This is a genomic window from Siminovitchia sp. FSL W7-1587 (assembly GCF_037963795.1).
Taxonomy (GTDB): domain Bacteria; phylum Bacillota; class Bacilli; order Bacillales; family Bacillaceae_C; genus Siminovitchia; species Siminovitchia thermophila.
Genome location: NZ_CP150169.1, coordinates 525,062 through 545,785, shown reverse-complemented (window position 1 = coordinate 545,785; position 20,724 = coordinate 525,062). Strand labels below are relative to the sequence as shown.

General features: G+C 40.3%; 16 protein-coding genes. 11 read left to right on the top strand and 5 right to left on the bottom strand.

Going from position 1 to position 20,724, the window contains the following annotated elements; translation table 11 throughout:
* The first annotated feature begins 7 nt into the window (after positions 1–7).
* The 4 genes from NST31_RS02570 (at position 8) to NST31_RS02555 (ending at position 6,356) form a co-directional block, all read left to right on the top strand.
* Entirely contained in the window at positions 8–832 is an 825-nt protein-coding gene (locus NST31_RS02570; protein WP_077112007.1) for a carbohydrate ABC transporter permease, read from the top strand.
* A 100-nt stretch (positions 833–932) separates the two neighbouring features.
* A complete protein-coding gene (locus NST31_RS02565; RefSeq protein ID WP_339163693.1) occupies positions 933–2,261 on the top strand; it encodes an ABC transporter substrate-binding protein in 1,329 nt (442 codons plus the stop codon).
* Positions 2,262–2,356: 95 nt separating this feature from the next.
* On the top strand, positions 2,357–3,724 hold the full coding sequence (locus tag NST31_RS02560) for an MBL fold metallo-hydrolase (RefSeq protein ID WP_339163690.1): 1,368 nt from the start codon (positions 2,357–2,359) through the stop codon (positions 3,722–3,724).
* Positions 3,725–4,754: 1,030 nt separating this feature from the next.
* Positions 4,755–6,356: a methyl-accepting chemotaxis protein gene (locus NST31_RS02555; RefSeq protein ID WP_077112010.1), complete on the top strand. Its 1,602-nt coding sequence runs from the start codon at positions 4,755–4,757 to the stop codon at positions 6,354–6,356.
* Positions 6,357–6,694: 338 nt separating this feature from the next.
* On the opposite strand, the gene NST31_RS02550 is transcribed toward NST31_RS02555, so the two are convergent.
* A complete protein-coding gene (locus NST31_RS02550; protein WP_139345650.1) occupies positions 6,695–7,387 on the bottom strand; it encodes a hypothetical protein in 693 nt (230 codons plus the stop codon).
* A gap of 51 nt (positions 7,388–7,438) precedes the next feature.
* The gene (locus tag NST31_RS02545; RefSeq protein WP_339163685.1) at positions 7,439–8,134 is read right to left on the bottom strand and encodes a hypothetical protein; all 696 of its coding nucleotides are present in this window, start codon (positions 8,132–8,134) and stop codon (positions 7,439–7,441) included.
* 735 nt (positions 8,135–8,869) lie between these two features.
* Between NST31_RS02545 and NST31_RS02540 the strand changes: the two genes are divergently transcribed.
* The 4 genes from NST31_RS02540 to NST31_RS02525 all read left to right on the top strand — a co-directional run bounded on the left by NST31_RS02540 (position 8,870) and on the right by NST31_RS02525 (position 11,800).
* Positions 8,870–9,043 (top strand): hypothetical protein, encoded by a 174-nt coding sequence (locus NST31_RS02540; RefSeq protein WP_171973916.1) that lies wholly within the window; start codon positions 8,870–8,872, stop codon positions 9,041–9,043.
* Positions 9,044–9,229: 186 nt separating this feature from the next.
* On the top strand, positions 9,230–9,958 hold the full coding sequence (nfsA, locus tag NST31_RS02535; RefSeq protein WP_077112012.1) for an oxygen-insensitive NADPH nitroreductase: 729 nt from the start codon (positions 9,230–9,232) through the stop codon (positions 9,956–9,958).
* Positions 9,959–10,499: 541 nt separating this feature from the next.
* Positions 10,500–11,009 carry a flavin reductase family protein gene (locus NST31_RS02530; protein ID WP_339163681.1) on the top strand — a complete coding sequence of 170 codons (510 nt, stop codon included), beginning with the start codon at positions 10,500–10,502 and terminating at the stop codon, positions 11,007–11,009.
* A gap of 38 nt (positions 11,010–11,047) precedes the next feature.
* The gene (locus NST31_RS02525; RefSeq protein ID WP_339163679.1) at positions 11,048–11,800 is read left to right on the top strand and encodes a (S)-benzoin forming benzil reductase; all 753 of its coding nucleotides are present in this window, start codon (positions 11,048–11,050) and stop codon (positions 11,798–11,800) included.
* A gap of 570 nt (positions 11,801–12,370) precedes the next feature.
* Here NST31_RS02525 and NST31_RS02520 read toward each other — a convergent pair.
* Together NST31_RS02520 and shc are read right to left on the bottom strand one after the other, a co-directional pair.
* Positions 12,371–13,378 (bottom strand): alpha/beta hydrolase, encoded by a 1,008-nt coding sequence (locus NST31_RS02520; protein ID WP_339163677.1) that lies wholly within the window; start codon positions 13,376–13,378, stop codon positions 12,371–12,373.
* A gap of 602 nt (positions 13,379–13,980) precedes the next feature.
* On the bottom strand, positions 13,981–15,843 hold the full coding sequence (shc, locus tag NST31_RS02515; RefSeq protein WP_339165464.1) for a squalene--hopene cyclase: 1,863 nt from the start codon (positions 15,841–15,843) through the stop codon (positions 13,981–13,983).
* Positions 15,844–16,001: 158 nt separating this feature from the next.
* On the opposite strand from shc, the gene NST31_RS02510 reads away from it, so the two are divergent.
* The 3 genes from NST31_RS02510 (at position 16,002) to NST31_RS02500 (ending at position 18,463) form a co-directional block, all read left to right on the top strand.
* Complete coding sequence (locus NST31_RS02510; protein WP_339165462.1) at positions 16,002–17,096, top strand: DUF2515 family protein; 1,095 nt, start codon at positions 16,002–16,004, stop codon at positions 17,094–17,096.
* Positions 17,029–17,478 carry a CBO0543 family protein gene (locus NST31_RS02505; RefSeq protein ID WP_339163674.1) on the top strand — a complete coding sequence of 150 codons (450 nt, stop codon included), beginning with the start codon at positions 17,029–17,031 and terminating at the stop codon, positions 17,476–17,478. The genes NST31_RS02510 and NST31_RS02505 overlap by 68 nt, the downstream gene beginning before the upstream one ends.
* Before the next feature lie 70 nt (positions 17,479–17,548).
* Positions 17,549–18,463, top strand: coding sequence for a DMT family transporter (locus NST31_RS02500; RefSeq protein WP_339163672.1), 915 nt, complete (start codon positions 17,549–17,551; stop codon positions 18,461–18,463).
* A gap of 383 nt (positions 18,464–18,846) precedes the next feature.
* Here the strand turns inward: NST31_RS02500 and NST31_RS02495 are convergent, their stop codons facing one another.
* Positions 18,847–20,154, bottom strand: coding sequence for a globin-coupled sensor protein (locus NST31_RS02495; protein ID WP_077109353.1), 1,308 nt, complete (start codon positions 20,152–20,154; stop codon positions 18,847–18,849).
* Positions 20,155–20,724: the final 570 nt, after the last annotated feature.

Genomic DNA, 20,724 nt, shown 5'->3' with positions numbered 1-20,724 from the left:
AATCCAAATGACACGTGATGCTTTGTCTAAAGGAACGATCTATTTTTTACTCTCTTTGGGAGCCATTTTGATGATATTACCCTTTATTTGGATGATTAGTACATCAGTCAAAGCACCTAATGAAGTAATGGCAATGCCTCCCATTTGGATTCCTGGTGAAATAAAATGGGATAATTTTTTAAAAGCGCTAGAAGTCGCACCATTTGATCGCTATTTTGTTAATAGTGTCATTGTGACACTGCTTAGTACTGTTGGTGAACTACTGACTACTATTCTGGCCGCCTATGCTTTTTCACGAATCAATTTTTTTGGTAGGGATATTTGTTTTGCCATCCTGCTTGGAACGATGATGGTTCCAGGTGAGGTTCTGATCATTCCTAATTTCGTGACATTATCTAATTTAGGTTGGATTAATACATATCAAGCATTAATCATTCCTTGGATTGCAAGTGTTTTTGCCATTTTCCTGCTTCGGCAGTTTTTCTTAACCATTCCAAACGAATTATCGTATGCGGCCAAAATCGACGGGTGTAGGGATTTTACATTTTTGTGGTATGTGATGGTTCCACTTGCCAAACCCGCCATTATTACGATAGCTCTCTTAAAAATCATTAATAGTTGGAACGCTTTTCTTTGGCCTTTAATTGTTACAAATTCTAAAGAGTTACGCACGTTGCCTGTCGGTTTATCGGCGTTTACGACAGAAGCAGGAATTAAGTATGAATTATTAATGGCCGCCTCATCTATGGTTATACTTCCTATGATCATACTCTTTTTTATCATGCAAAAATATATTGTCGCTGGTGTCGCTCGAGCTGGATTAAAAGGTTAAATCTCAAAAGGACTTTTTTGGGGGGGTGATGCCAAGCAATTTCGTTTGAGGCGTTCATGGATCGTTTGATGACTAATAAGAGTATAGGAGGAGAGATACGATGAAAAAATGGTTACCCTTCAGCCTATTTTGTCTATTATTCATTGTCGTGCTCAGTGCTTGTGGTGGAGGAGAAAATAAAGGGCAAGAAGCCACAGCAAATAATGAAAATAAAGAATCAGAAAGAACTTCAGAAGAAGGAGAAACGGATATAGTCGAAATTGAATTTTGGCACGCAATGAGTGGGCCACATGAAGAAGCTATGAATGCTCTAGTTGAAAAATTTAATCGTGAGCATAAAAATATTACGATCAAACCTGTCAATCAAGGCGGATATGATGATTTAAGACAAAAAACAATGGCAGCTGCAAAAGCAAAAACATTACCTGCGGTAGCACAAACGGCTACAGGAGCCATCCCGGAGTATATAGCTAATGATTTGATCACACCATTAAATGAGTTTATTGAAGATAGCGAAAAGGGACTTTCCGAAGAAGAATTAAATGATTATGTCGACGTCTTCCGTGAATCTAGTCAATGGGACGATACTTATTACAGCTTACCATTTAGTAAAAGTACAAGAGTTTTATATTATAACAAAAATATATTAGAGGAAAATGGAGTCGAAGTACCGAAAACTTGGGAAGAAATTCTTCAAGCCTCCGAAAAACTGACGAAAGGTAAGACGATCGGAATGGGCTTTGAAAATTCATTTGAATTAGAATTCCAAGGATTATTGGAACAAATGGGTGGTGTTTTTATTGATGAGGCCACTAGTGAAGCAAAGTTCGCTTCAGAAGAAGGAATAAAGGCATTGAGCTTTATGAAGGAAATGATTGATGACGGTTTAGCACGTACTGCCGGTGAAGACCAATATATGTCGAATCCGTTTGGACGCGGTGATGTCGCTATGTACATTGGTTCTTCTGCGGGGATCCCGCACGTAGGCACTGCCGTCGAAGGAAATATGGAATGGTCAACAGCAGTCTTGCCGACTTTTGAAGGTAAAGCCGCTACTCCTTTTGCCGGAAATGATATCGTCATGTTTAATCAAATAGATGAAGCAGAACAAAAAGCGGCTTGGGAGTTTATGAAATTCTTGACAACCCCTGAAGTTACTGCAGAATGGTCAATGAAAACAGGTTATTTGCCTGTTCGCTATTCTGCGCAAGAATTAGAGGAATATAAAAAGTATGTCGAAGAAAATCCAGCTTATAAAGCGGGACCAGCACAATTTGATGCCGGTTTCTTTACTGCGCGTGTTAAAGGTGGAGACGCTGTCCGCAATATTGTGATTGAGGAATTCGAAACGATTTTATTGAATGAAAAGTCTGTTGAAGATGGTTTGGCAGATGCCCAAGAACGTTCAAATGCAGAACTAAAAAAATAAAAGAAGACTTTACCTGAATTATAGTCGGATCGGGCAGGGGCATACCGTACCCTGCCTTTACTCATTATTTTGATCATGATAAGGAGAATCGTGTTATGAACAAAACGACCATTACTTTTTGGAGTGGATTACGTACGATAGGTGGAAATATCGCAGAAATCACTTTTGGAAACAACCGAGTTATTTTTGACTTTGGGCTTGTTTATGATCCAGCTAGTTTGATTGTGAACGCCGATCATACGAAAGAAAAAAGCAAGTATATCACGGATTTATTAAAACTGGCTATGATTCCTAATATGGATGGAGTTTATTCGAATAAAGACTTATCGGCTGGTGAACCATTTTTCAATAAAAAGCCTGTGCCCTATGAAAAATCAAAGATGACAACAGCAGTATTGATCTCCCATCTTCATTTAGATCATATGGGCGCTATTGATACTTTGGCGCCATCTGTCCCCGTTTATATGTCCGCGGAATCGAAAAAGCTATACGATACTTTAATAAATATAGGTGAAGGCTTGACTTTTTCCCGTGAAGTACTGTCCTTCCAGTTTGCGGAAAAGCTGCAAATTGGAGCGATTTCTGTTACTCCGTATCGAATCGACCACGATATTATCGGGGCTGCTTCATTTTTAATTGAAACCCCGGATCTCAAGATTTTATATTCCGGAGATTTTCGGTTGCATGGACTGCATCCTGAGTATTTTCATCATTTAATAAAAAGTATAAGCCAGCAACAAATAGACATTCTTTTGATAGAAGGAACGACTATTAAGCCAACGAAGGAAGAAAATACGGATACACTTTGTCAAACAGAAACGGATATCATACAAGTTAGCAAACATCTTTTAAGTGAATACAAAGGATTGGCATTTTTTAATCTGTATCACCGTAATATTGAGCGTTTACATCATATTCTCCAAGTAGCAACATTAACGAATCGTACAGCGGTTTTAGAGTTGGAAACAGCCTATCTAGCAAATACATTTTTAGAGAATCCGTCTTTTTTAATTTACGATAACAAGATAAAAAAAACAGATTGGAATAAAAAATTGCTGATGAAATATGCAAGGATTACTCCGGCGGAAATGAATGTTCGCCCTGGAAATTATTTTGTGCAAAATCGTTTTGAAAACATACTAAATTTATTAGATTTTGACTTGAAAGAAAGTGTTTATATACATACAAACGGAACTCCTTTGGGCAACTTTGATCCGGATTATCCAAAATTGCTATCTGTCTTAAATCATTTAGACATTGATTACAAACCTTTACACGTATCTGGTCATGCGCTTGAAAAAGATATCTTAACATACATTGAACAAGTTAGGCCAAAGATTGTCATTCCATGGCATAGCCAATATCCAGAACTCATAAAACCAATCAGTCCAAACCAAACCGTTTTTTATCCAAAAGAAAAAGTAACATACGTTTATGAAGAAAATCATTTAAAACAAATATGAAGAATCGATCTTTCCGTCGGACAATTCATGCTTTTTTAAGTTAAAAGGATTCACTTTTTAATGCCTGACAGGTGGAACTCGCTCGTTTAAGCCCGGTCTAATGATATGACGCTGTTTCTTAAAAACGTGGAACAGTGTCTTTTTGGGCCTTTTTAAATGCTTGCCTGTCATCTACTTCGGTTGGCCATTTCCCGCTTGAAAATACATAAGCCGGATTACGTTACACAGTTGGAATCAATTTGTGCTCCCTGCCATGGCGACATGCCGATCAACAGTAGATTTCCCGGCGCCAATGCAGTATCCAGCAAAAGTGCTCAAACTGTCTTCAATAACATTTGAGTATCCATCAATAAACCCACAACATCAAAATGATATGTTTATTTCGCATTGTATTCTGCTTGTCACCCCCCCCGGTCAAGGAACGGAAATAGATAAATTCGAGGGGTGTTTACAGTCCGGTGTTCGACCGAACGCGGGTAATCTGGCTGACGGATTTACATTTTTCATTCAATTGTCAATGATTTTTTTAAAAAAACACTATTATTGTAATGAAATCAGCCGATACATTAAATAAGGCGATCATTTTATGTAGCCTGGCAGTTAAAATTGTTACTGACATTACTGAAACATGTCAGGCTGCTCCGCTCGTAGTTACTATACCGATAAAACTTTTCTGTCCACAATATTGTCCCCTATACGGGGTTTTTTTGTGGCTGTTCGAAAGGAGTATGATTGAGTAATGCATGTAACATAAAATTTTTGTTTGATTCAAACATGAAGATCCAACTTCCAAGGATGCTTATTTTTTGAGGGTGCCTATAAGCCGATTGGAATCGTTTTATTCCTCGGAAAAGCGCCATTGTTATATATACGCGGTTTATCATGTGTGAAGACCTGAATACATTTGGGCTACCATCGGCTTTATATACTCTTCTTGGAATTTCTGGAACATTTACATTCCTGATTGGACGCTTCGCCGAACAGGGATAGAGATCGTGGAACGAAGAAACTCAGCGAAAGGATGATAAAGATGCGTTGGTTCCTAAATAAAAAAACATCATTTAAATTACTGTCGACTTTTATTCTCATTGCTGTCATACTTGCCGGTGTGAGCATTTATGCCATGGCAAATATGAGTAGAATTCATGATATTGGTTCTGAAATGTACACGGATGCATTGAAGCCAATGGAAAATATGGCACAAGCCCAGAATGGACTCTTGCAATTAAGAATTACTTGGCGTGACATAGCCACTTCTGAGGATAATGAGAACCTGGAGGCAAAGACCGAAGAATTAAAGCAAGTCAGGAAAGATATTGAAGAAGATATTGGCATTTACACCGATTCTTATAAAAATCAACCTAAAGAAGCGCAACAGGAGGCGCAAGAGTTTCATGACATGTTTATGGCGGACTTCAAAGCCTATAACGATTTAATGGATCAAGCAATCCAGTCGGTTGTCGCGGATCGGAGAAGCTTTCCACAACTGGATGACGATTTGTATGGCTATCACAATCGATTAACAAATAGTCTCGAAGAGATATGGGAATTGGACATGTCGCTTTCGAAAGAAGAATATGATAATTCTAATAAAACTTTTTCCACTACGATAAAAATCATGATTGCCATCGTCGTCATCACATTAATCATTTGTATTGCTTTGGGAATGATGCTCACAAGGATCATTGCCCGTCCGCTTGATCACATGGCGGATTTGTTGGAGAAGGTGGCGCAAGGGGATCTGACTGTAACAACCAATATCCAAACGAATGATGAGATTGGACGGCTTGCTGAGTCCCTGAATAAAATGGTGTTTCAGATGAGGGAGACTGTCGGAAACATTTTGAGCGCGGCAGGGAATCTTTCAGCCTCCGCGTCCCAAGTATCCGCTGCTACTGAGGAGATTGCCAGCTCCAGCACCGAACAGGCGAATTCAGCCCAAACAATGAATGAGTTGTTTAAAGAATTATCGGATGCGATCAGTGCCGTCGCACAAAATACAGAACAGGCTGCTGAACTTTCTAATAGAGCCATTAAAGTCGCCCAAGATGGGGAAAAAGTAGTGTTGTCTTCTGTTGAAGGTTCGAATCTTGTTAGTGAACGAGTGGCTCAGTTGGAAGAAGACTCCAATAAGATTGGAGAAATAATAGAAGTGATAGATGATATCGCGGATCAGACGAATCTATTGGCTTTGAATGCGGCCATTGAAGCTGCCCGCGCCGGAGAACAAGGCCGTGGCTTTGCCGTTGTGGCCGATGAAGTGCGCAAGTTGGCTGAAAGAAGCGGGGAAGCGACAAAACAGATCACCGATATCATTAAGGAGATGCAGGACAACACGCATAGAAGCGTAGCTGCGGTTGAGGACGGTCTGACATATACTCAGAAATCCGGAGAGGCGTTTAAAGAAATTATCGACGTGGTGAACGACACCGGAAATAAAGTGACGGAGATAGCCGGAGCCAGCGAAGAGCAGGCGGCACAATCAGCGGAAGTTCTTTCCTTTATTGAAAGCATTTCTGCTACGACTGAAGAAGCGGCGGCAAGTAGCGAGGAAACAGCCTCAACGGCCCAGGCTTTAAACGATCTTGCTGAACAGCTTAACCGGTCTGTCGAGTCCTTTAAAATAAGGTAAACATAATAAGTAACCAGTCCCGGTTTTTAACCGGGGCTTTTCATGTTTATGTCGGTAAAGTCTTTTGGCCATCACGCCAAAAATAATGTTCTCGATTGGTGAATTCATGATTGATTCCAAATAGTTATTTCATGTCTGGTTGAATGTCGCTTCCGAAAGAAGATTCAACGATTGATAAAGCAAATAATGAATTGCAGGGGGCTTTCTTTAAAAACTCGAGATAAAGCGAGAATAGTAAATGGCAGATCAACTGCCAATAAACATCCGATTGGTTAACGAACAATCAGCGGACTAAAAGCCTGCTGATTGTTTTGCTTTATTCAGTCAGATCCCCGCATCTATTGATATATGATTCTTCTTGGCCGTTGCCTAGACCCGGGGACTCGTTGAATCCGTATAGATTGACCATTTGCAGGAATTCTGAGTTTATACACGAAAATTCGGCGTTCTCCCATGGCATGGCTTCTGGAAGTGGGTGTCGGTATAATGTTTGCCGGGTTGGCGGGGTCCAGTATCCAGTGAGAATACCAGATTGCTCTTAAAAATTGCCGGTTGGTACTTTGTGGTCGCTCATCCAATATACAATGTCTCCTTTGTCCGACCCAATAAAGGTACCTGCCCAAATGAACGTTGTATCGATTCGCGTTTACATCATAATACCTAATGCCAACGCATTCTCCGGGGTAAATAATATCCCGTACATTATCGCGGGTAGCTGTTTGGCAGCTTCCATAATAGGGTGTTCTTAAAACTTTCCGCAATTGGTTTGTAGTAAAATATAAATATTGTTGGCGTGGCCGGCCGCTTGGGTTATTTGCATTAATGGCCAAATGGCTTAGTATGATCCCTCTATATTGCTGCAAATTAGCGTTGTTAACAGTTCTGCTCACACGTATCGTGTTGTTGTCGATACTTAAAACGCCGCCTACTAATCTCCCATTGTGAACGCAATAGCCGCTCGTATTACACGAAGCACCTTGGTTAGCCCGATATAATACCCCAACACATGTCCCTCTCGTTAATATTGCCACTCGTTGTACCCCCTTGTTGATTGATGGCGTATTGAACTCTCATTATTCCAGTCAGCATGATTTGTATCTAAATTCCGGTTCTGTTTGAATATAGTAGCCATTTCTCACCTCATGCGCCCAGTTTTTTAATACCTCTTTCCAGGCGTTACTATTGAAAAACTCATTCAGAGGTTGGGAAGGGTCCCACTCTAAAAAGATTAAAAAAGGCGCAATGCCCGGACTCCAAATCCCTGTACCTTCAACGCCTCTTTCTCTAATAAGAAGGAGAGGCAGCCCCCGTTGATAGGCCATACTTGGCTCGATTTGTAAAAATTCCGATCCTAACCACTCTATTCTCGGTGTTGGAAATCTGCCGGTATTCGTTCCTAATACATCAACTTCCAATTGTTTGAGATTCGTTGCAACTAAGCCATAACTCGAATTAACTAAAAGCCTAACATTTTCCAAAACCGTTTCTGGGTATTGTTCGGTTCTCGGCAATGTCCTGGGGAACAAGAGCTCTCTTCTGATTTCACGAATCAAACGCCTCATAAATGCTTCTTGGACAGCATTTAAAACATTGGGTCTGCTTAAAAATACTGGAATTCGATACAAACGATCAGCGGATTGCCGCATCATTTCATCCATGCTATTATTCGTTTGCTCTGTTTCACGGAGGTGATCATCTACTTGATTCAAATCTGCTCTGCAAGCTTCACAATCACAGATCATGTCGCTATCATAACCACTTCTATACGATTGATTCATAGGCTTTCACTCCCTTATACTTTGTTCTCATATTAAAATATGACCGGTGTTGTACAAGGTTTGGGTTTCTAATCAAAATAAGGAATGTTCATTAACCTTATGTGACTATATTTGAATGTGGGAAACTCTCATGCCGAATCTTGAAAATAAATAATTAGTCTATGGGCAGAGGATTCAAGTTTGCATTATATGATCGAAATTGAAAGAAGAAGAATGAGAAAAAATAAACGAAAATGTAAAGCTAGCTCTTTGTACATATGCTATGCAGGCGAATCGTCCAAACCGTTTTTTTGCTGGCAAAATCTATTCCAATCGCAGACAAACATATTTTAATAGGCATATTCAGGGAACTAGTTGCCTTCTGTTTATCTTCGATTTGAATATAATGGAAGGGAAATAGACATGTGAAATAGCGATAAAATCAAATGAATTGGATCACGTGTATTTTTTCAGCAATACCCTTTTGTATAACGTCGCATGCAGCCAAAAGCCAGAGCATTATGCTTCAGTAAAAAAGAGTTGGCGGTTGTAATAATAAGGTAAAAGGGAGAAAAAGATTCGAATCGAAAAAGGAAGCGGGCGTTGTTTCAGACAAAATAAAGGAGGAGCAGCATCCAATGTAAAGTATCAGGATGATGACAACTTTATTTTTTCCGAAGCTGGAAAATAACAAGGTAATATAACGAGATCCACGAACAATCAAATCAGTAAGCGGTAAAGAAGAAACACGCAGCAGTGACAACATTACTTTTGTTAAACTCGAAGGAGCTGGACGCTCAATCTGAGGGGGCTGGCTTCGTTAAGAGAAAAATGGCGGCTGAGGAACAGGTCGGCCGATTGTTAATGTACCGCCCGGGATTGCCAAAACAGGACGAAGAAGTAGTCCTTGCGGCGGAAGTCCTGAAATGATATCGGGAGAGAGGAATGATACTTCGGAAGAAAAACGATGATCGATCAGCAGTCAAAAAAACGTTGGCTTGACATATAGTTGATGAGTTACCGCTGTCCTGCCAAGCATATATACTGTAAGGGCAGTCAAACTTTGTTATGATGATGTTTGATGTATTGCGAAATGTTTTAAGAAAGGATGTTTGTATGCTTGATCTGTTAAAGTCACATTCATCTGTTCGACTATATAAAGACGAACCCATCTCTGATGAAATATTTTATGAGATGCTTCACGCTGCACAACATGCGGCAAGCTCCAATTTTGTCCAGGCTTATTCCGTCATCAGGGTGAAAGATTCTGTCAAAAAAAATAAGCTGGCCGAGCTGTCGAAAAATCAGAAACAATTTGATTCTGCTCCGTTGGCGCTTGTTTTTTGTGCCGATTTAAAGAGACTGGAACATGCGGCAAGAATTCAGAAAAAGGATATACGAGCCGGATTGACTGAAAACTTTCTTGTTTCAGTGATTGATACGGCTTTATTCTCTCAAAACTTTGTCATTGCCGCAGAATCTAAAGGGTATGGAATTTGCTATATAGGAGGGGTGCGGAATAATCCGGAACTCATTAGCGAAGTGCTTGAATTGCCGGAATTTGTTGTGCCATTGTTCGGGATGACGGTTGGCGTGCCGGATGAATCCAACGAAGTAAAGCCGCGTCTCCCGGTCGAAGCTATTTTACATGAAGATACATATGACGAGGAGAAATATGAGCGGATTCTGGAAGATTACGATAACGTCATGAAAGATTACTATGAACAGCGGACAGCGAATAAACGAGACAATGCCTGGACGGATGTGATGGCGGAATTTATGGCAAAGAATCGCAGAGAATATATGCTAAGATTCTTGCAGTCAAAAGGTTTCTTGAAATTTTGAGCGGTCGGTTGACGGCTCGGGGATTACGTTCATTTTCCATAAAAGATTCTTTCACATGAAAACCATCCCGAGGGACGGTCCCTAAGGTCCATGATCGCCGTAATATGGTAGCTAAAAAAGCGGTTGAGTTGCATGGAGCCTGTCAGTTGGATTTCATCCATTTTCCATAGGGATGCGCGTATTCTTTAAAACATGGTAAAATGATGGATGAAGACAGAATTACTGGGCTTGCGAAAAATGAGGGCTTTACGGCGGGAGCAAATGTGAATCCTGAGAGGTCCGTGTTCGAGTCGGCGCAATTTGTGCCGGTATCACGGAGGCGGGACATGTCACTCAGCTTACAGTGATTTGGTCGTCAACACGACTGCTTGATTTTTGAAGTTATGAGCAAAAACGGTTGGCTTATCATGCATACTCTCCTGCAAGGGCTTACCAGATCAGGGGAGGCAATGCTTCAACAACTGATGTGCGCAACCGCATGACTGAAATATTTTAAAATATAAAAGAAGTTTGAGGAATTTGGAAGAAGGGGAATTAAAAGATGACGAAAGAAGAAAAACAGCAGTTATTTAAAGAAGCGCTTGGCAACTATCCTACCGGAGTAACAATTGTTACGACGTTTACAGACGAAAATATACCAGTTGGACTTACTGTCAACTCTTTTGCATCCGTTTCTCTCGATCCGCTTCTTATACTCTGGTCAATCGACCATCGCGTTTCATCGCTCGAGGCTTTTACAAAGGGCGATAAATTTGCGGTTCACATTCTTGCGGCGGATCAGGTCGAATTGTGCAAAACATTTGCGACACCTAATGTAGATAGATTCAGCCAATGCGAATGGAGCGAGTCCGAATTTGGCCTGCCGGTCATTGAAGGAGCTTTTTCCGTATTGCAATGTGAGTTGTTTAAGGCGGTCGAAGCCGGCGACCATACGATTCTGATTGGGAAAGTGTTGGATATTCAAGTAGAGAATCGCAATCCGATGCTGTATCATCGACGCCATTTCGGATCGATTCCGGCGGAATTTTATACAGATGTTGAAAATAATTAATCGTGCTTAAGACTTTTATTCAGAAAGGATGGTCGACGATGGAAGTTTTCTTTATAACCGGTGCTTCAAGAGGTATTGGCTTGGCGCTCGCAAAAGAACTTTTACATGAAAATCACATCCTTGTTTGTACAGCCCGCTCAAAGAATGATGAGTTGGCTGCGCTGGCAGAAGAAAAAGGAGTACATCTCGCTTTTATAAAATATGATTTGGCCGAAACTGCCGGCTTGGACAGCTTAATGGACAACATGATTGCACATATGCCAAACTATCCAGAGTCTGTCACACTCATCAATAATGCCGGAGTGATTGATCCGATCGGGAATACGGAAGACAATCCTGTTGGGGAAATTGAAAGAAACATTGCGGTTAATCTAACAGCTCCGATGATTTTAACTTCGGCTTTTATTCGCAGATTAAAAGACAAACATGTTCCCAAACGGGTCGTAAATGTGTCATCGGGAGCAGGCAGGCATGCCTATGCGGGATGGAGCAGTTATTGTGCCGCGAAAGCGGGTATTGACCATTATTCCCGGGCTGTTTCGTTGGAGCAAAAACGGGAGCCTTATGGGGTGAAAATTGTTTCAGTTGCTCCAGGCATCATTGATACGGATATGCAGAAACGAATCCGGTCTACTGATCGGAAAAATTTTGAACTTGTTGATCAATTTAAAGGGTATAAAGAAAAAGGATTGCTCAGTTCAGCGGAAGAAACGGCAAAAAAACTCGTCCAATTGGTGAAACATCATGACTTTTCCTCAGTCGATGTCGTCACAGATTTGCGAAATATGTAATCGTTGGGGATATAGTCATAACATTTAAAGAAAAGTGCCCTTTATTTTACAATAATGATAGCAACATCTCTTATGACCTTTTAAGTGAAAGGCTCATACTAGGTAAAGGTGCTGGGACACAAGTTGCAAGCTGATTGATATTCGTAAAATCGCGAGAATAAAACCGCGTGAAATCAAGGTTTTAAACTTGATTCCATGCGGTTTGTTTCATGTTTACAGGGTTTTGTCCCAGCCCCTTGCTATTTCGTATTTGCCTATGTCCAAGTCCCTTTTTTTGAATTTTAAACAATGCACTCTATAGTTGAAGAAGTAATCGCACCTTCTTCCTCCCTCTATCCATGTCCAAATTCGATCACTTTCAAAAATGGATAATAAGAAGAGTGCAATCCTTAAAGATATTTCTTGTATTCAAAACAATCATAATTGTAAAAGCTATTTTAGGTTTTTCTAGATGTACCCGCTCAAGCAATATTTTAATTACGCTAGGAAACTGCCATATCGACATTCTTTTTCCCACAAAAGCACCGTTAGGATTTTTACTGTTATTTTCTCAAATAGATCAATTTGTCATTACCTTTTCATAATTTCCAAAACATCATTCTGCATAATCGTATAAAAGCGCTCTTCCTCCTCAATAAAAGGAGCGTGTGCGGAATGATGAAAAGTGTACATTTTCTTGTATGGAGCTTCAATTGATTCATAAAAGCGTTTAGCTTGGGTGTATGTTGTTTGATAATCATGGACACCCTGGAGTATAAAGACAGGGAGGTTGAGTGTTGGAATAAGTTCTACTAAATCGGTTGTAGCCATGATATGACCTAATGACTGATAGCTGTAAATACTCCCTGGGAAAATATTCATTCGTTCTTGAAAAGAATAATGTGGGCAAGTAAAAACATGTTTTAGTATTTTAAAATATGAATACCCGGTACGCTTAAACCCACCTCCATACTTGTTTGTAAACTTTTCTTTGATAGCACCATATGAACGATTTTTGTAATATGTATCGTTAAATGCAACTTTTTCTATTTGTTTTTGCGCACGATTGTCACGTTTAGCTATCGCGGTTTGCAAGATAAAGTGATAGGTCTCTTTTTCAGATTCTTTTGCTGACCCTATTTGACCAATACCAATATAGGCGTGGAAAAGCTCAGGTTTGTCTCTTGCCACAAGGCTCCCAAGAAAAGTGCCCCATGAATGTCCAAGCAGAAAAACTTTGTCTTGTGAATATTTATTTCTCAAATAGTTTATTACTTGTATCGTATCGTCAACTAACTGTTCAACCGTTAGTTGTTTTTTAGCGTCTTTAACATGGTAAGACATTCCTGCTCCTCTTTGATCCCAGTAACAGACGTCAAAAAATTGCTCAAGCCTAATATCGTGAGCTTTAATAATAGGATAGACAGGAAATCCAGGCCCGCCATGTAAAAATAATAATAATGGGTTTCCTTTATTTAAAGATTCAATGATGATTCCTTGTCTTACTCCGTTAATTTGTATATACTCCTTTATTATTGTTCCTGTTCCATTTTCTTCACGCAAGTTACTCAAAGGTTTTTCAACAGAATCTAAAAGCACTCTATCCGCTCCCTCAAGAAAGGTCAATTTCTATACTTATCAATTCTCTCTATATTCTATAATGCCGCCAGTTAGTGAATCATTTCGTGACACTAGATAACCTAAGTGTAGCAAAATTTCCTATATTTTGCAGGAAATGCCCTTTCATCATCAAAACATAGTGATTTTCTTTCTGTGGTGATAAATGCTTTTTAATACTTGAAATCACGTGAGGTAATGGTTCAAATATTTGGTTTTATTACATCAATAATATCCATCTTATATAAAGTGAAACTTCATTCAGTAGGCGTTTTCTTCCCTCTCCTACTGAATGTTGGTTGAACGAATCAGGCATTTAAGTGCCGTTTTCTTCCACTTAGACCTTTTGTATCAACTCAGGTCTTGAAGTGATGTATATGGCATCTTACATGCGGGATAAATCACCTTCAAGGCTGCTCAACATCCGAGTTACGGCGGCGTTTGGCGGCTCTTTTTCATATATCATGACGCCCTGTATTTATTCGCGTTCAAAGAATTCATCTGTCTTTAATGGAAATGAAAAGTTGAACACCCTTAAATTTGACACTTTGAAGGTCTGTTTCAAAATAGTTCAATGGGCATTTTCATTGATTTTTATACTTTTTTACGTAGTTCGTTAAGCTTATTAAAGGAAAGATGTAGCGGTAACTGTGATAATGGATATAAAATGCGCCGCCCATACCCTGACCGACGGGATAGTCATCCGTCCAGTCCTTTTGGTCATATTTTTGTAATAGATAATCGATGCCGAAATTGATTTCCCTTGAAGGTTTGGCTTCGGCAGCAATGAGACTGTCCAACGCCCAGGAAGTTTGAGTAATGTTGCTTGCTCCTAGGGGTATATACTGATTTTTGTGGTCACTATGACAAGATTCCCCCCAGCCGCCGTCTTCATTTTGAATGTGCTTCAACCAATGTAGCGCTTTTTGAATATGTTTTTCCTCGGGATTCATCCCAGCTGCCAAAAGGCCGGTCATTGCCGCCCATGTTCCATATATATAGCAAATTCCCCAGCGGCCATACCAGGTGCCGTCTTTTCTCTGGTTGGTAAGAAGCCAGTTTGTTCCGTTCTTTACAATTCGGTGTTTTTTCGGCAAATTCGTATAATTACCAAGAAACTCAAGTGTCCTTCCGGTCAGGTCCGCACTGCTGGCATCTGAAATGAGAAACTTGTTTCCTTCGATCGGGAGCAGGTTCCATATCTTTTTATCGATATTTTTTTCGAATGCCGGCCAGCCGCCATCACGATTTTGCATGGAAAGACTCCATGACACACCGCGGTTCCATGATTCCCGAATTGTGGCAGATTGGACCGTAGCGGACAGCGCCCTCAAAGATGCAGTAGTGTCATCCACATCCGGGTTAAATGTATTGATGTCCGAGAAACCCCATCCACCGGGCATAACACCGGAATTACGAATAGCCCAATCGCCGAATTTGATATGCTGTTTCTCCAGTAAATACCTGTTCGCTTTTTGGATAGCGGGATCTGATGGTGAAATTCCCGCGCTTTGCATGGCAAATGAAATGAGAGAGGTATTCCACACATTGGCTGTTGTGTATTGCATATGGGTGTGACCCTTGATAGTACATCTCATTCTTTTTAAGCCGTCAATCGCTTTGGTAATGAGGGGGGCATCTTTTCGGCTACCAAGCGAAAGCAAAGCAAAAATCATGAGAAAAGTGGCACTGAAGTAGCTGTTTAACGTGCCATCCGGTTCGATGTGTGTAAGCATATATTGCTTTGTTCGCTCAATGGCCGATTGGCGAAGCTGAAATGGCAGGCCGATGAGGTATTTAACCGCTTTTTCCATATAATCGGCGATTGTTTTCAGCTTTCGGAGCTCTTCGTTTGAATAGAAATCACTCGATCTGGATGTAAATAAATGCGAAAGATCTGGACTGTATTTTGTTTTTTTACTGTATTTTTTTGTTGCCAAAATCATGATGGGGGCGAGGTTAGCCCGGCCAAATACTGAAATGTCATAAAAATGGATTGGAAAAGAGAGGGGAAGCAAGATCAATTCTACGGGTATGGGGAAAAAAGCCGGCCATTGATATTGTCCGGTTAACGCAAGCATTATTTTTGTAAACATATGGGATTTTTGGATTCCGCCATTCTTGACAATAAACTTTTTGGCCGCCCGCATTTGTGGATCTGATGTCGAATAATAGGTGGAATAAAGGAGTGCATAGTATGCTTCCACTGTAGCCGTTAAATTTCCGTCTCCTTCATCGTAATAAAGTTTCCATGCCCCATTCTTTTCTTGCCTGCTGAGGAGGCGTTGAGTCAATTCGCGGATTAAATCTTCATCATTTATTTCCAGCGTCCTTAATAAAATAATCATATACGCGTCGGTGGAAGTCCCCGTTTCAAAAGGGAAATCCCACGACCCATCAGAAGATTGGCGGGCTTTCAGCTCTTCGGTGATGCGCCGGATGGTCATCTCAACGTGTTCAAATTTCAATTAAAACCAACTCCTTGCTTGCTATGTGTATGTTTCATATTTATTCTTGCCGGGAAAAAGAATGCGCTTTGGGGGTGAAGGAGTTTTTTGTTAAAAAAAAACTAACGAAAAAAAAGCTCTCTGACCATCTTATCCCCATGAAAAATCAATTGAAGAAAAAAGAGGGTACCCCTTCATCTTGCGAATCGGCAGCCTTGCCGAGTAAAGACAAGATGCTGTTGGAGCAAATAAAAGCCCAAACTGCCGCATTAAATCTCAATAATGTGACAAGAACAATGGCTTACCTGAATTTTTATCTGCATTACCCGGAAATCCATTGGGCTTTTTTAGGTCATGTCGTTTCTCGGAACGGTGGTTGGAATATGACGGATCTAAAAGGAGAATTGCTTGTAAAGCTATTAAATAAAAGACGGAGGGAAGACTATTTCCTTTTTTTAGAGAGGGGAAATTGGCTCATCTTCCAGGACATCTATCCCCAGTTTCTACTTTATGCGGAATCCGTGAAACAAAATAGGAATTTATTTTATTTGTTGCCCTATTTGCATGTATCCGTTTTTATGGAAGTAGTGTGGAATGACTTTTGGAATAGAGGAGACAGCTATACGTTGGCGATTGCCCAGGTCATCAATGAACAGAGTTATCTAGAAAAACGAGTTGTGAAAAATCCGGTGTATCAAGAGAAAGTGCTTTTTACGTTTGAATTTCTTTTACAGGAACTGCTTTCATTCAACCATATTCTGTTTCCGTATTCAGAGCCGGATCATGAAGGAGGAACCGCGCTTGTCGGAATGACCCTTGATTATTTCGGCTCGCTTCATGAACGCATTGTACTTGGTAAGCACTTATATCGTCTGTTATTTTCGGACCAGCGTTTGTGGCGAAAGGTGTTGGGATGGTGTATCGCCCAGCCGCATACAGGATCAAGGAAAGACTATTGGCCGCATCTTTTCAACGATGTGCATGAAGGGTTGCCGGGCACTATTTATAAAAGATTAAAGAAATGCCAATTGAAAAAAGGATTTCCACGATTTTATAGCCCAAGACTGGAATTTGCCTGGAAAAATGTTGTTCAAGAAGATGCGGAAGAAGGGGACTGGTTTAATCGCTGGGATGTCATCTACTACTTGGAAAAAGATCATGAAAAAAAGAGTGGGGACATAGAAGATGATTACTGTGAAACGCTGGAAAATCTCGAGTTTGCGGCCTCCGCCAAAACAGCATTTTCGAAATAGGAGGCCTTCTTATTTTACGGCGATTGTATTTGGCTGCCTTATCGCGACATATTTGGATTTGTTATTGGTTGGTAAAGGGTTATATGAGTTTCCTAAACGGCCGTTTTCGGATGTTTTTCCTATCGATGTGTTTTTTACACTGGTTGCTTTGCCGTTATTCACGTTACTGTTTTTGTATATGGGAAAGAACATGTCCAGGAAGGGAAGATGTCTTTTCTACTTGGGATTGGGTCTTGCCGCCGCGGTATTTGAAATGTTGGCGGAATCCGCGGGATTACTTCGGCATACAGAAAGCTGGCATCATTGGTATTCGACGATTGGATATTTTCTGTTTATGTATCTCGTATGGATGGTTTCCCAAGGCTTCCGGGTAAATAAATAGTCTTTCTATCCAATAATATGGTAGTATGATATAGGAAATTGAACGATGATGGATTGGCAGGCGGTATCAGATGAACAGCTTTTTGCTATACATTTTATTATTTGTACTCATGATCGTTTGGGGGTTTAATGTCACTGCGATTAAAATTATCGTCAGCCACTTCTCTCCGGTGACAATTACGTCTTTACGCATTTTTCTCGCTTTTTTAACACTCTCGCCGTTGCTATTTTATCGCAATAAAATTCAAAGGCTTTCATTTAAAAACATACTGATGATTGCGTGTGTTGCTGTTTTTGGAGTTCTTGGCCACCATGCTTTTTTATCTGTCGGACTAAAGTATACAAGCGCGGCCAATGGAGGCTTGATTCTTGGCTCGGTGCCCATTGTTACGACCGTCGCGGCTGCTCTTTTTCTTGGCGACCGTCTAACGGTTTTTCGGATTCTTGGTTTGGTTTTTGGGTTCTCGGGAGTGGCTTTGATCATGCTTGCCAAGCCGGGAGCGGCATTGCAATTTTCCATTGGGGATATATTCATTTTTATCGCCGTTCTTACTCAAGCGGCCAGTTTTATTTTAATTAATAAAATGGCAAACTCGGTAGGTTCGCAATCTTTGACGGGGTTGTCCATGTTGATGGGATCCTTTATGTTATTCGTCCTTAGCGTCACGGTTGAACCTGAAGGATTGGCTTCCTTGAAAACGGGGACTCTCATGGCCTGGCTCGTGTTTTTTGCGTCTGGTTCCATTGCGACGGCAATGGGCCATCTTTTGTATAACTATGCCATTCAGAGAATTGGAGCAGGCCAGGCTGCTCTTTTTCTTAACTTGTCTCCCTTCTTTTCGTTGGTTGGGGCTGCTGTATTTCTCGGAGAAAAAATTTATTCCATCCAATGGATCGGGTTTTTGTTGATTGTGCTCGGGGTCGTGCTCGGAACAGGATTTTTGGAACACCGCGCAAAAATCAAGAAGCCGGAAGGTGGAAAGTGAGAGGTTCGGCCATAAGTTGAAAACGAATTGCTGTTTGTCCAATCGTGAAAATAAACCGCATGAAATCAAGGTTTTTACATTTGATTTCATGCGGTTTCATTTGTATAAGGCTTTATTTTCATAAGAAAGAGGTGGCCGAGTTCATTTCTGAAATTCAATGGAAGTTTCCACATCCTTTTCATTCACCTGTCACTCATATTTCAGCCGACTCAATGGGTTTCTTCATTTCCAGCACGATCGTTTTGTAACGGTTTTATACGGCCTTGCCTCTACATATAGACATAATAAAAGCACCGCCAATTGTCAGACGCGCATCTCACAATTGGGGTGCAATTCAGGTTCCTGCCTTCAATAGTCATGATCAAGCAGCAGTCAGCTCTATTTTACGCCTTTATGGCTGCTTCATTCAATTCTTCGGCAGATTCGGCCACGATCGAAGTCGCATGTTCAATTTCCTTTACAACTTTGATTAGAACTTTTACTTGTTCTTGCACTTCCGTTGCGGTAATGCTGTTTTGTTGTACGGACTGGACTATTTTTTGGAACGATTCATAGGTGTCTCTTGAAGAGGTAATACCGGATTGCACTGCGTTTTCCACCTGTTCCAAAGATTCGATGACCCGCTCTTTATGGTTGTTGGAAGTGGTGATTAATTCATGTATTTGAGTAATGGAATCTTTTGTTTGTTCAGCAAGCTTTTGCACTTCCTGGGCAAGTACAGCAAATCCCCTGCCATGTTCTCCGGCTCTTGCCGCCTCTATGGCGGAGTTTAAAGCCAAGACGTTTGTTTGTTCGGCTATATCTTGGACCATATATATGACATTTGAGATTTTTTCGGAAGACTCTCCCAGCTTATGGATACTTTCAATCATTTCCTTTGACAGTTCTTCCATAAAGTTGATCTTTTCAAGGAGTTCATTTAAATTGTTTTGGCCATCACTGGCAAAGTCTCTAGCCAATATGGCTTTTTCGTTACTTTCAGCCGTTGTTTGATTGACTTCATCAATGCTTATGCTTAACGTTTCAACAGAAGCCTGATTTTGCTCAGCAAGTGCCACAAGGTCTTCACTGACAGCTGTCATTTTATTTTTCAAGTAGGATTTCCCTTCTTCGAACTGAACGCTTAACTGTTCCATTTGTTCTTGATGGTATGCTTCAAGCACAATTTGTTGTTCAAAGCTCAATACCTTTTGCACCGCGTCAATCACGCTCAGAAGCTCCCCTTTGGATTGCACTTCTTTAAAAATAATCTGGGTAAGTGAATTTTGTATATTTTGGAAAGCCCCCATATACCAAGAAGGTTCAAGCCCTATTTTAAAATGTATATTGGCTACCTTCAGTCTTTTATTGATAAAATTCTTGTCAATATTGCCGTCAAACAATTCAATCATATGTCTTCTTAACGTCTTTTTTAGTCTATCCACCGTACTGTGTTTTAGAACCATTTCTTTTAAATGATCAAGATTTAAAATAGTGTCATAGAAAGTATTCACCAATAGATCAATATTCTTTTCGATTAGTGGCTGAATGCTTTTGATGATATCCAAATCAGATTTACTTAAATCGATCATCTTCATTTTGGCTATGAGACGGGCATCCTGAATGTCAATATCACCCGTTCCCCTGCTTTTGAGTGTTTTTACTGTTTTATCGGATTTGCCACTTTTTTTTACCAAACCGAACAATGCCATCCTGCTTCCTCCCCATTCCTTGATCCACTTTAACCAGCTTCTTGCTTTATGAAATGAAAAATACGATTCATCATACACATTATTATGTTTAATATTTTGCCTGCAATTATTTATATCGGCTATGTTAATCATATTATTTAGTTTTACAAGGAATTTGTTTTATATTTTTTTGCTATACGGGGCGATCGTCCCGCCGCTTGATCTTTTTTAATTTCTAAAGCCAATAAAAATGAGTCTTTATGCCTAGGTAAAAAATAACATGTTTCCGTTGAATTATCAAATTTTATGTAGTATTTTTAAAATTATCTTGTAAACTTTCCTTTATTCTTTTTGTAAGGATAATGGGCAGATGGCGGGGGATGCCAGCATTGTTCATTTAAAAAGGCGTTATAGTGAGTTTGAAGGAAGTGTTTAGGGCTTAAAATGATTTGAGAATTGTTTCACTATGAAAAGTTTGTTGCCGAGATTGCCGGGTTCGTCAAGTTCATGAAAGCACCAAAAATATTAGACGTGTTTAAGGGAATCATTGCAGCAATCCAACAGCCGTTTGCGGAATGTTTGCCTAAAGGG

What these genes read in the sequence shown, in the direction of transcription:
- NST31_RS02570 (WP_077112007.1), top strand. Translation starts at nt 8, where the DNA reads ATGACACGTGATGCTTTGTCTAAAGGAACGATCTATTTTTTACTCTCT.
- NST31_RS02565 (WP_339163693.1), top strand. Translation starts at nt 933, where the DNA reads ATGAAAAAATGGTTACCCTTCAGCCTATTTTGTCTATTATTCATTGTC.
- NST31_RS02560 (WP_339163690.1), top strand. Translation starts at nt 2,357, where the DNA reads ATGAACAAAACGACCATTACTTTTTGGAGTGGATTACGTACGATAGGT.
- NST31_RS02555 (WP_077112010.1), top strand. Translation starts at nt 4,755, where the DNA reads ATGCGTTGGTTCCTAAATAAAAAAACATCATTTAAATTACTGTCGACT.
- NST31_RS02545 (WP_339163685.1), bottom strand. Translation starts at nt 8,134, where the DNA reads ATGAATCAATCGTATAGAAGTGGTTATGATAGCGACATGATCTGTGAT.
- nfsA (WP_077112012.1), top strand. Translation starts at nt 9,230, where the DNA reads ATGCTTGATCTGTTAAAGTCACATTCATCTGTTCGACTATATAAAGAC.
- NST31_RS02530 (WP_339163681.1), top strand. Translation starts at nt 10,500, where the DNA reads ATGACGAAAGAAGAAAAACAGCAGTTATTTAAAGAAGCGCTTGGCAAC.
- NST31_RS02525 (WP_339163679.1), top strand. Translation starts at nt 11,048, where the DNA reads ATGGAAGTTTTCTTTATAACCGGTGCTTCAAGAGGTATTGGCTTGGCG.
- shc (WP_339165464.1), bottom strand. Translation starts at nt 15,843, where the DNA reads ATGACCATCCGGCGCATCACCGAAGAGCTGAAAGCCCGCCAATCTTCT.
- NST31_RS02510 (WP_339165462.1), top strand. Translation starts at nt 16,002, where the DNA reads ATGAAAAATCAATTGAAGAAAAAAGAGGGTACCCCTTCATCTTGCGAA.
- NST31_RS02505 (WP_339163674.1), top strand. Translation starts at nt 17,029, where the DNA reads ATGATTACTGTGAAACGCTGGAAAATCTCGAGTTTGCGGCCTCCGCCA.
- NST31_RS02500 (WP_339163672.1), top strand. Translation starts at nt 17,549, where the DNA reads ATGAACAGCTTTTTGCTATACATTTTATTATTTGTACTCATGATCGTT.
- NST31_RS02495 (WP_077109353.1), bottom strand. Translation starts at nt 20,154, where the DNA reads ATGGCATTGTTCGGTTTGGTAAAAAAAAGTGGCAAATCCGATAAAACA.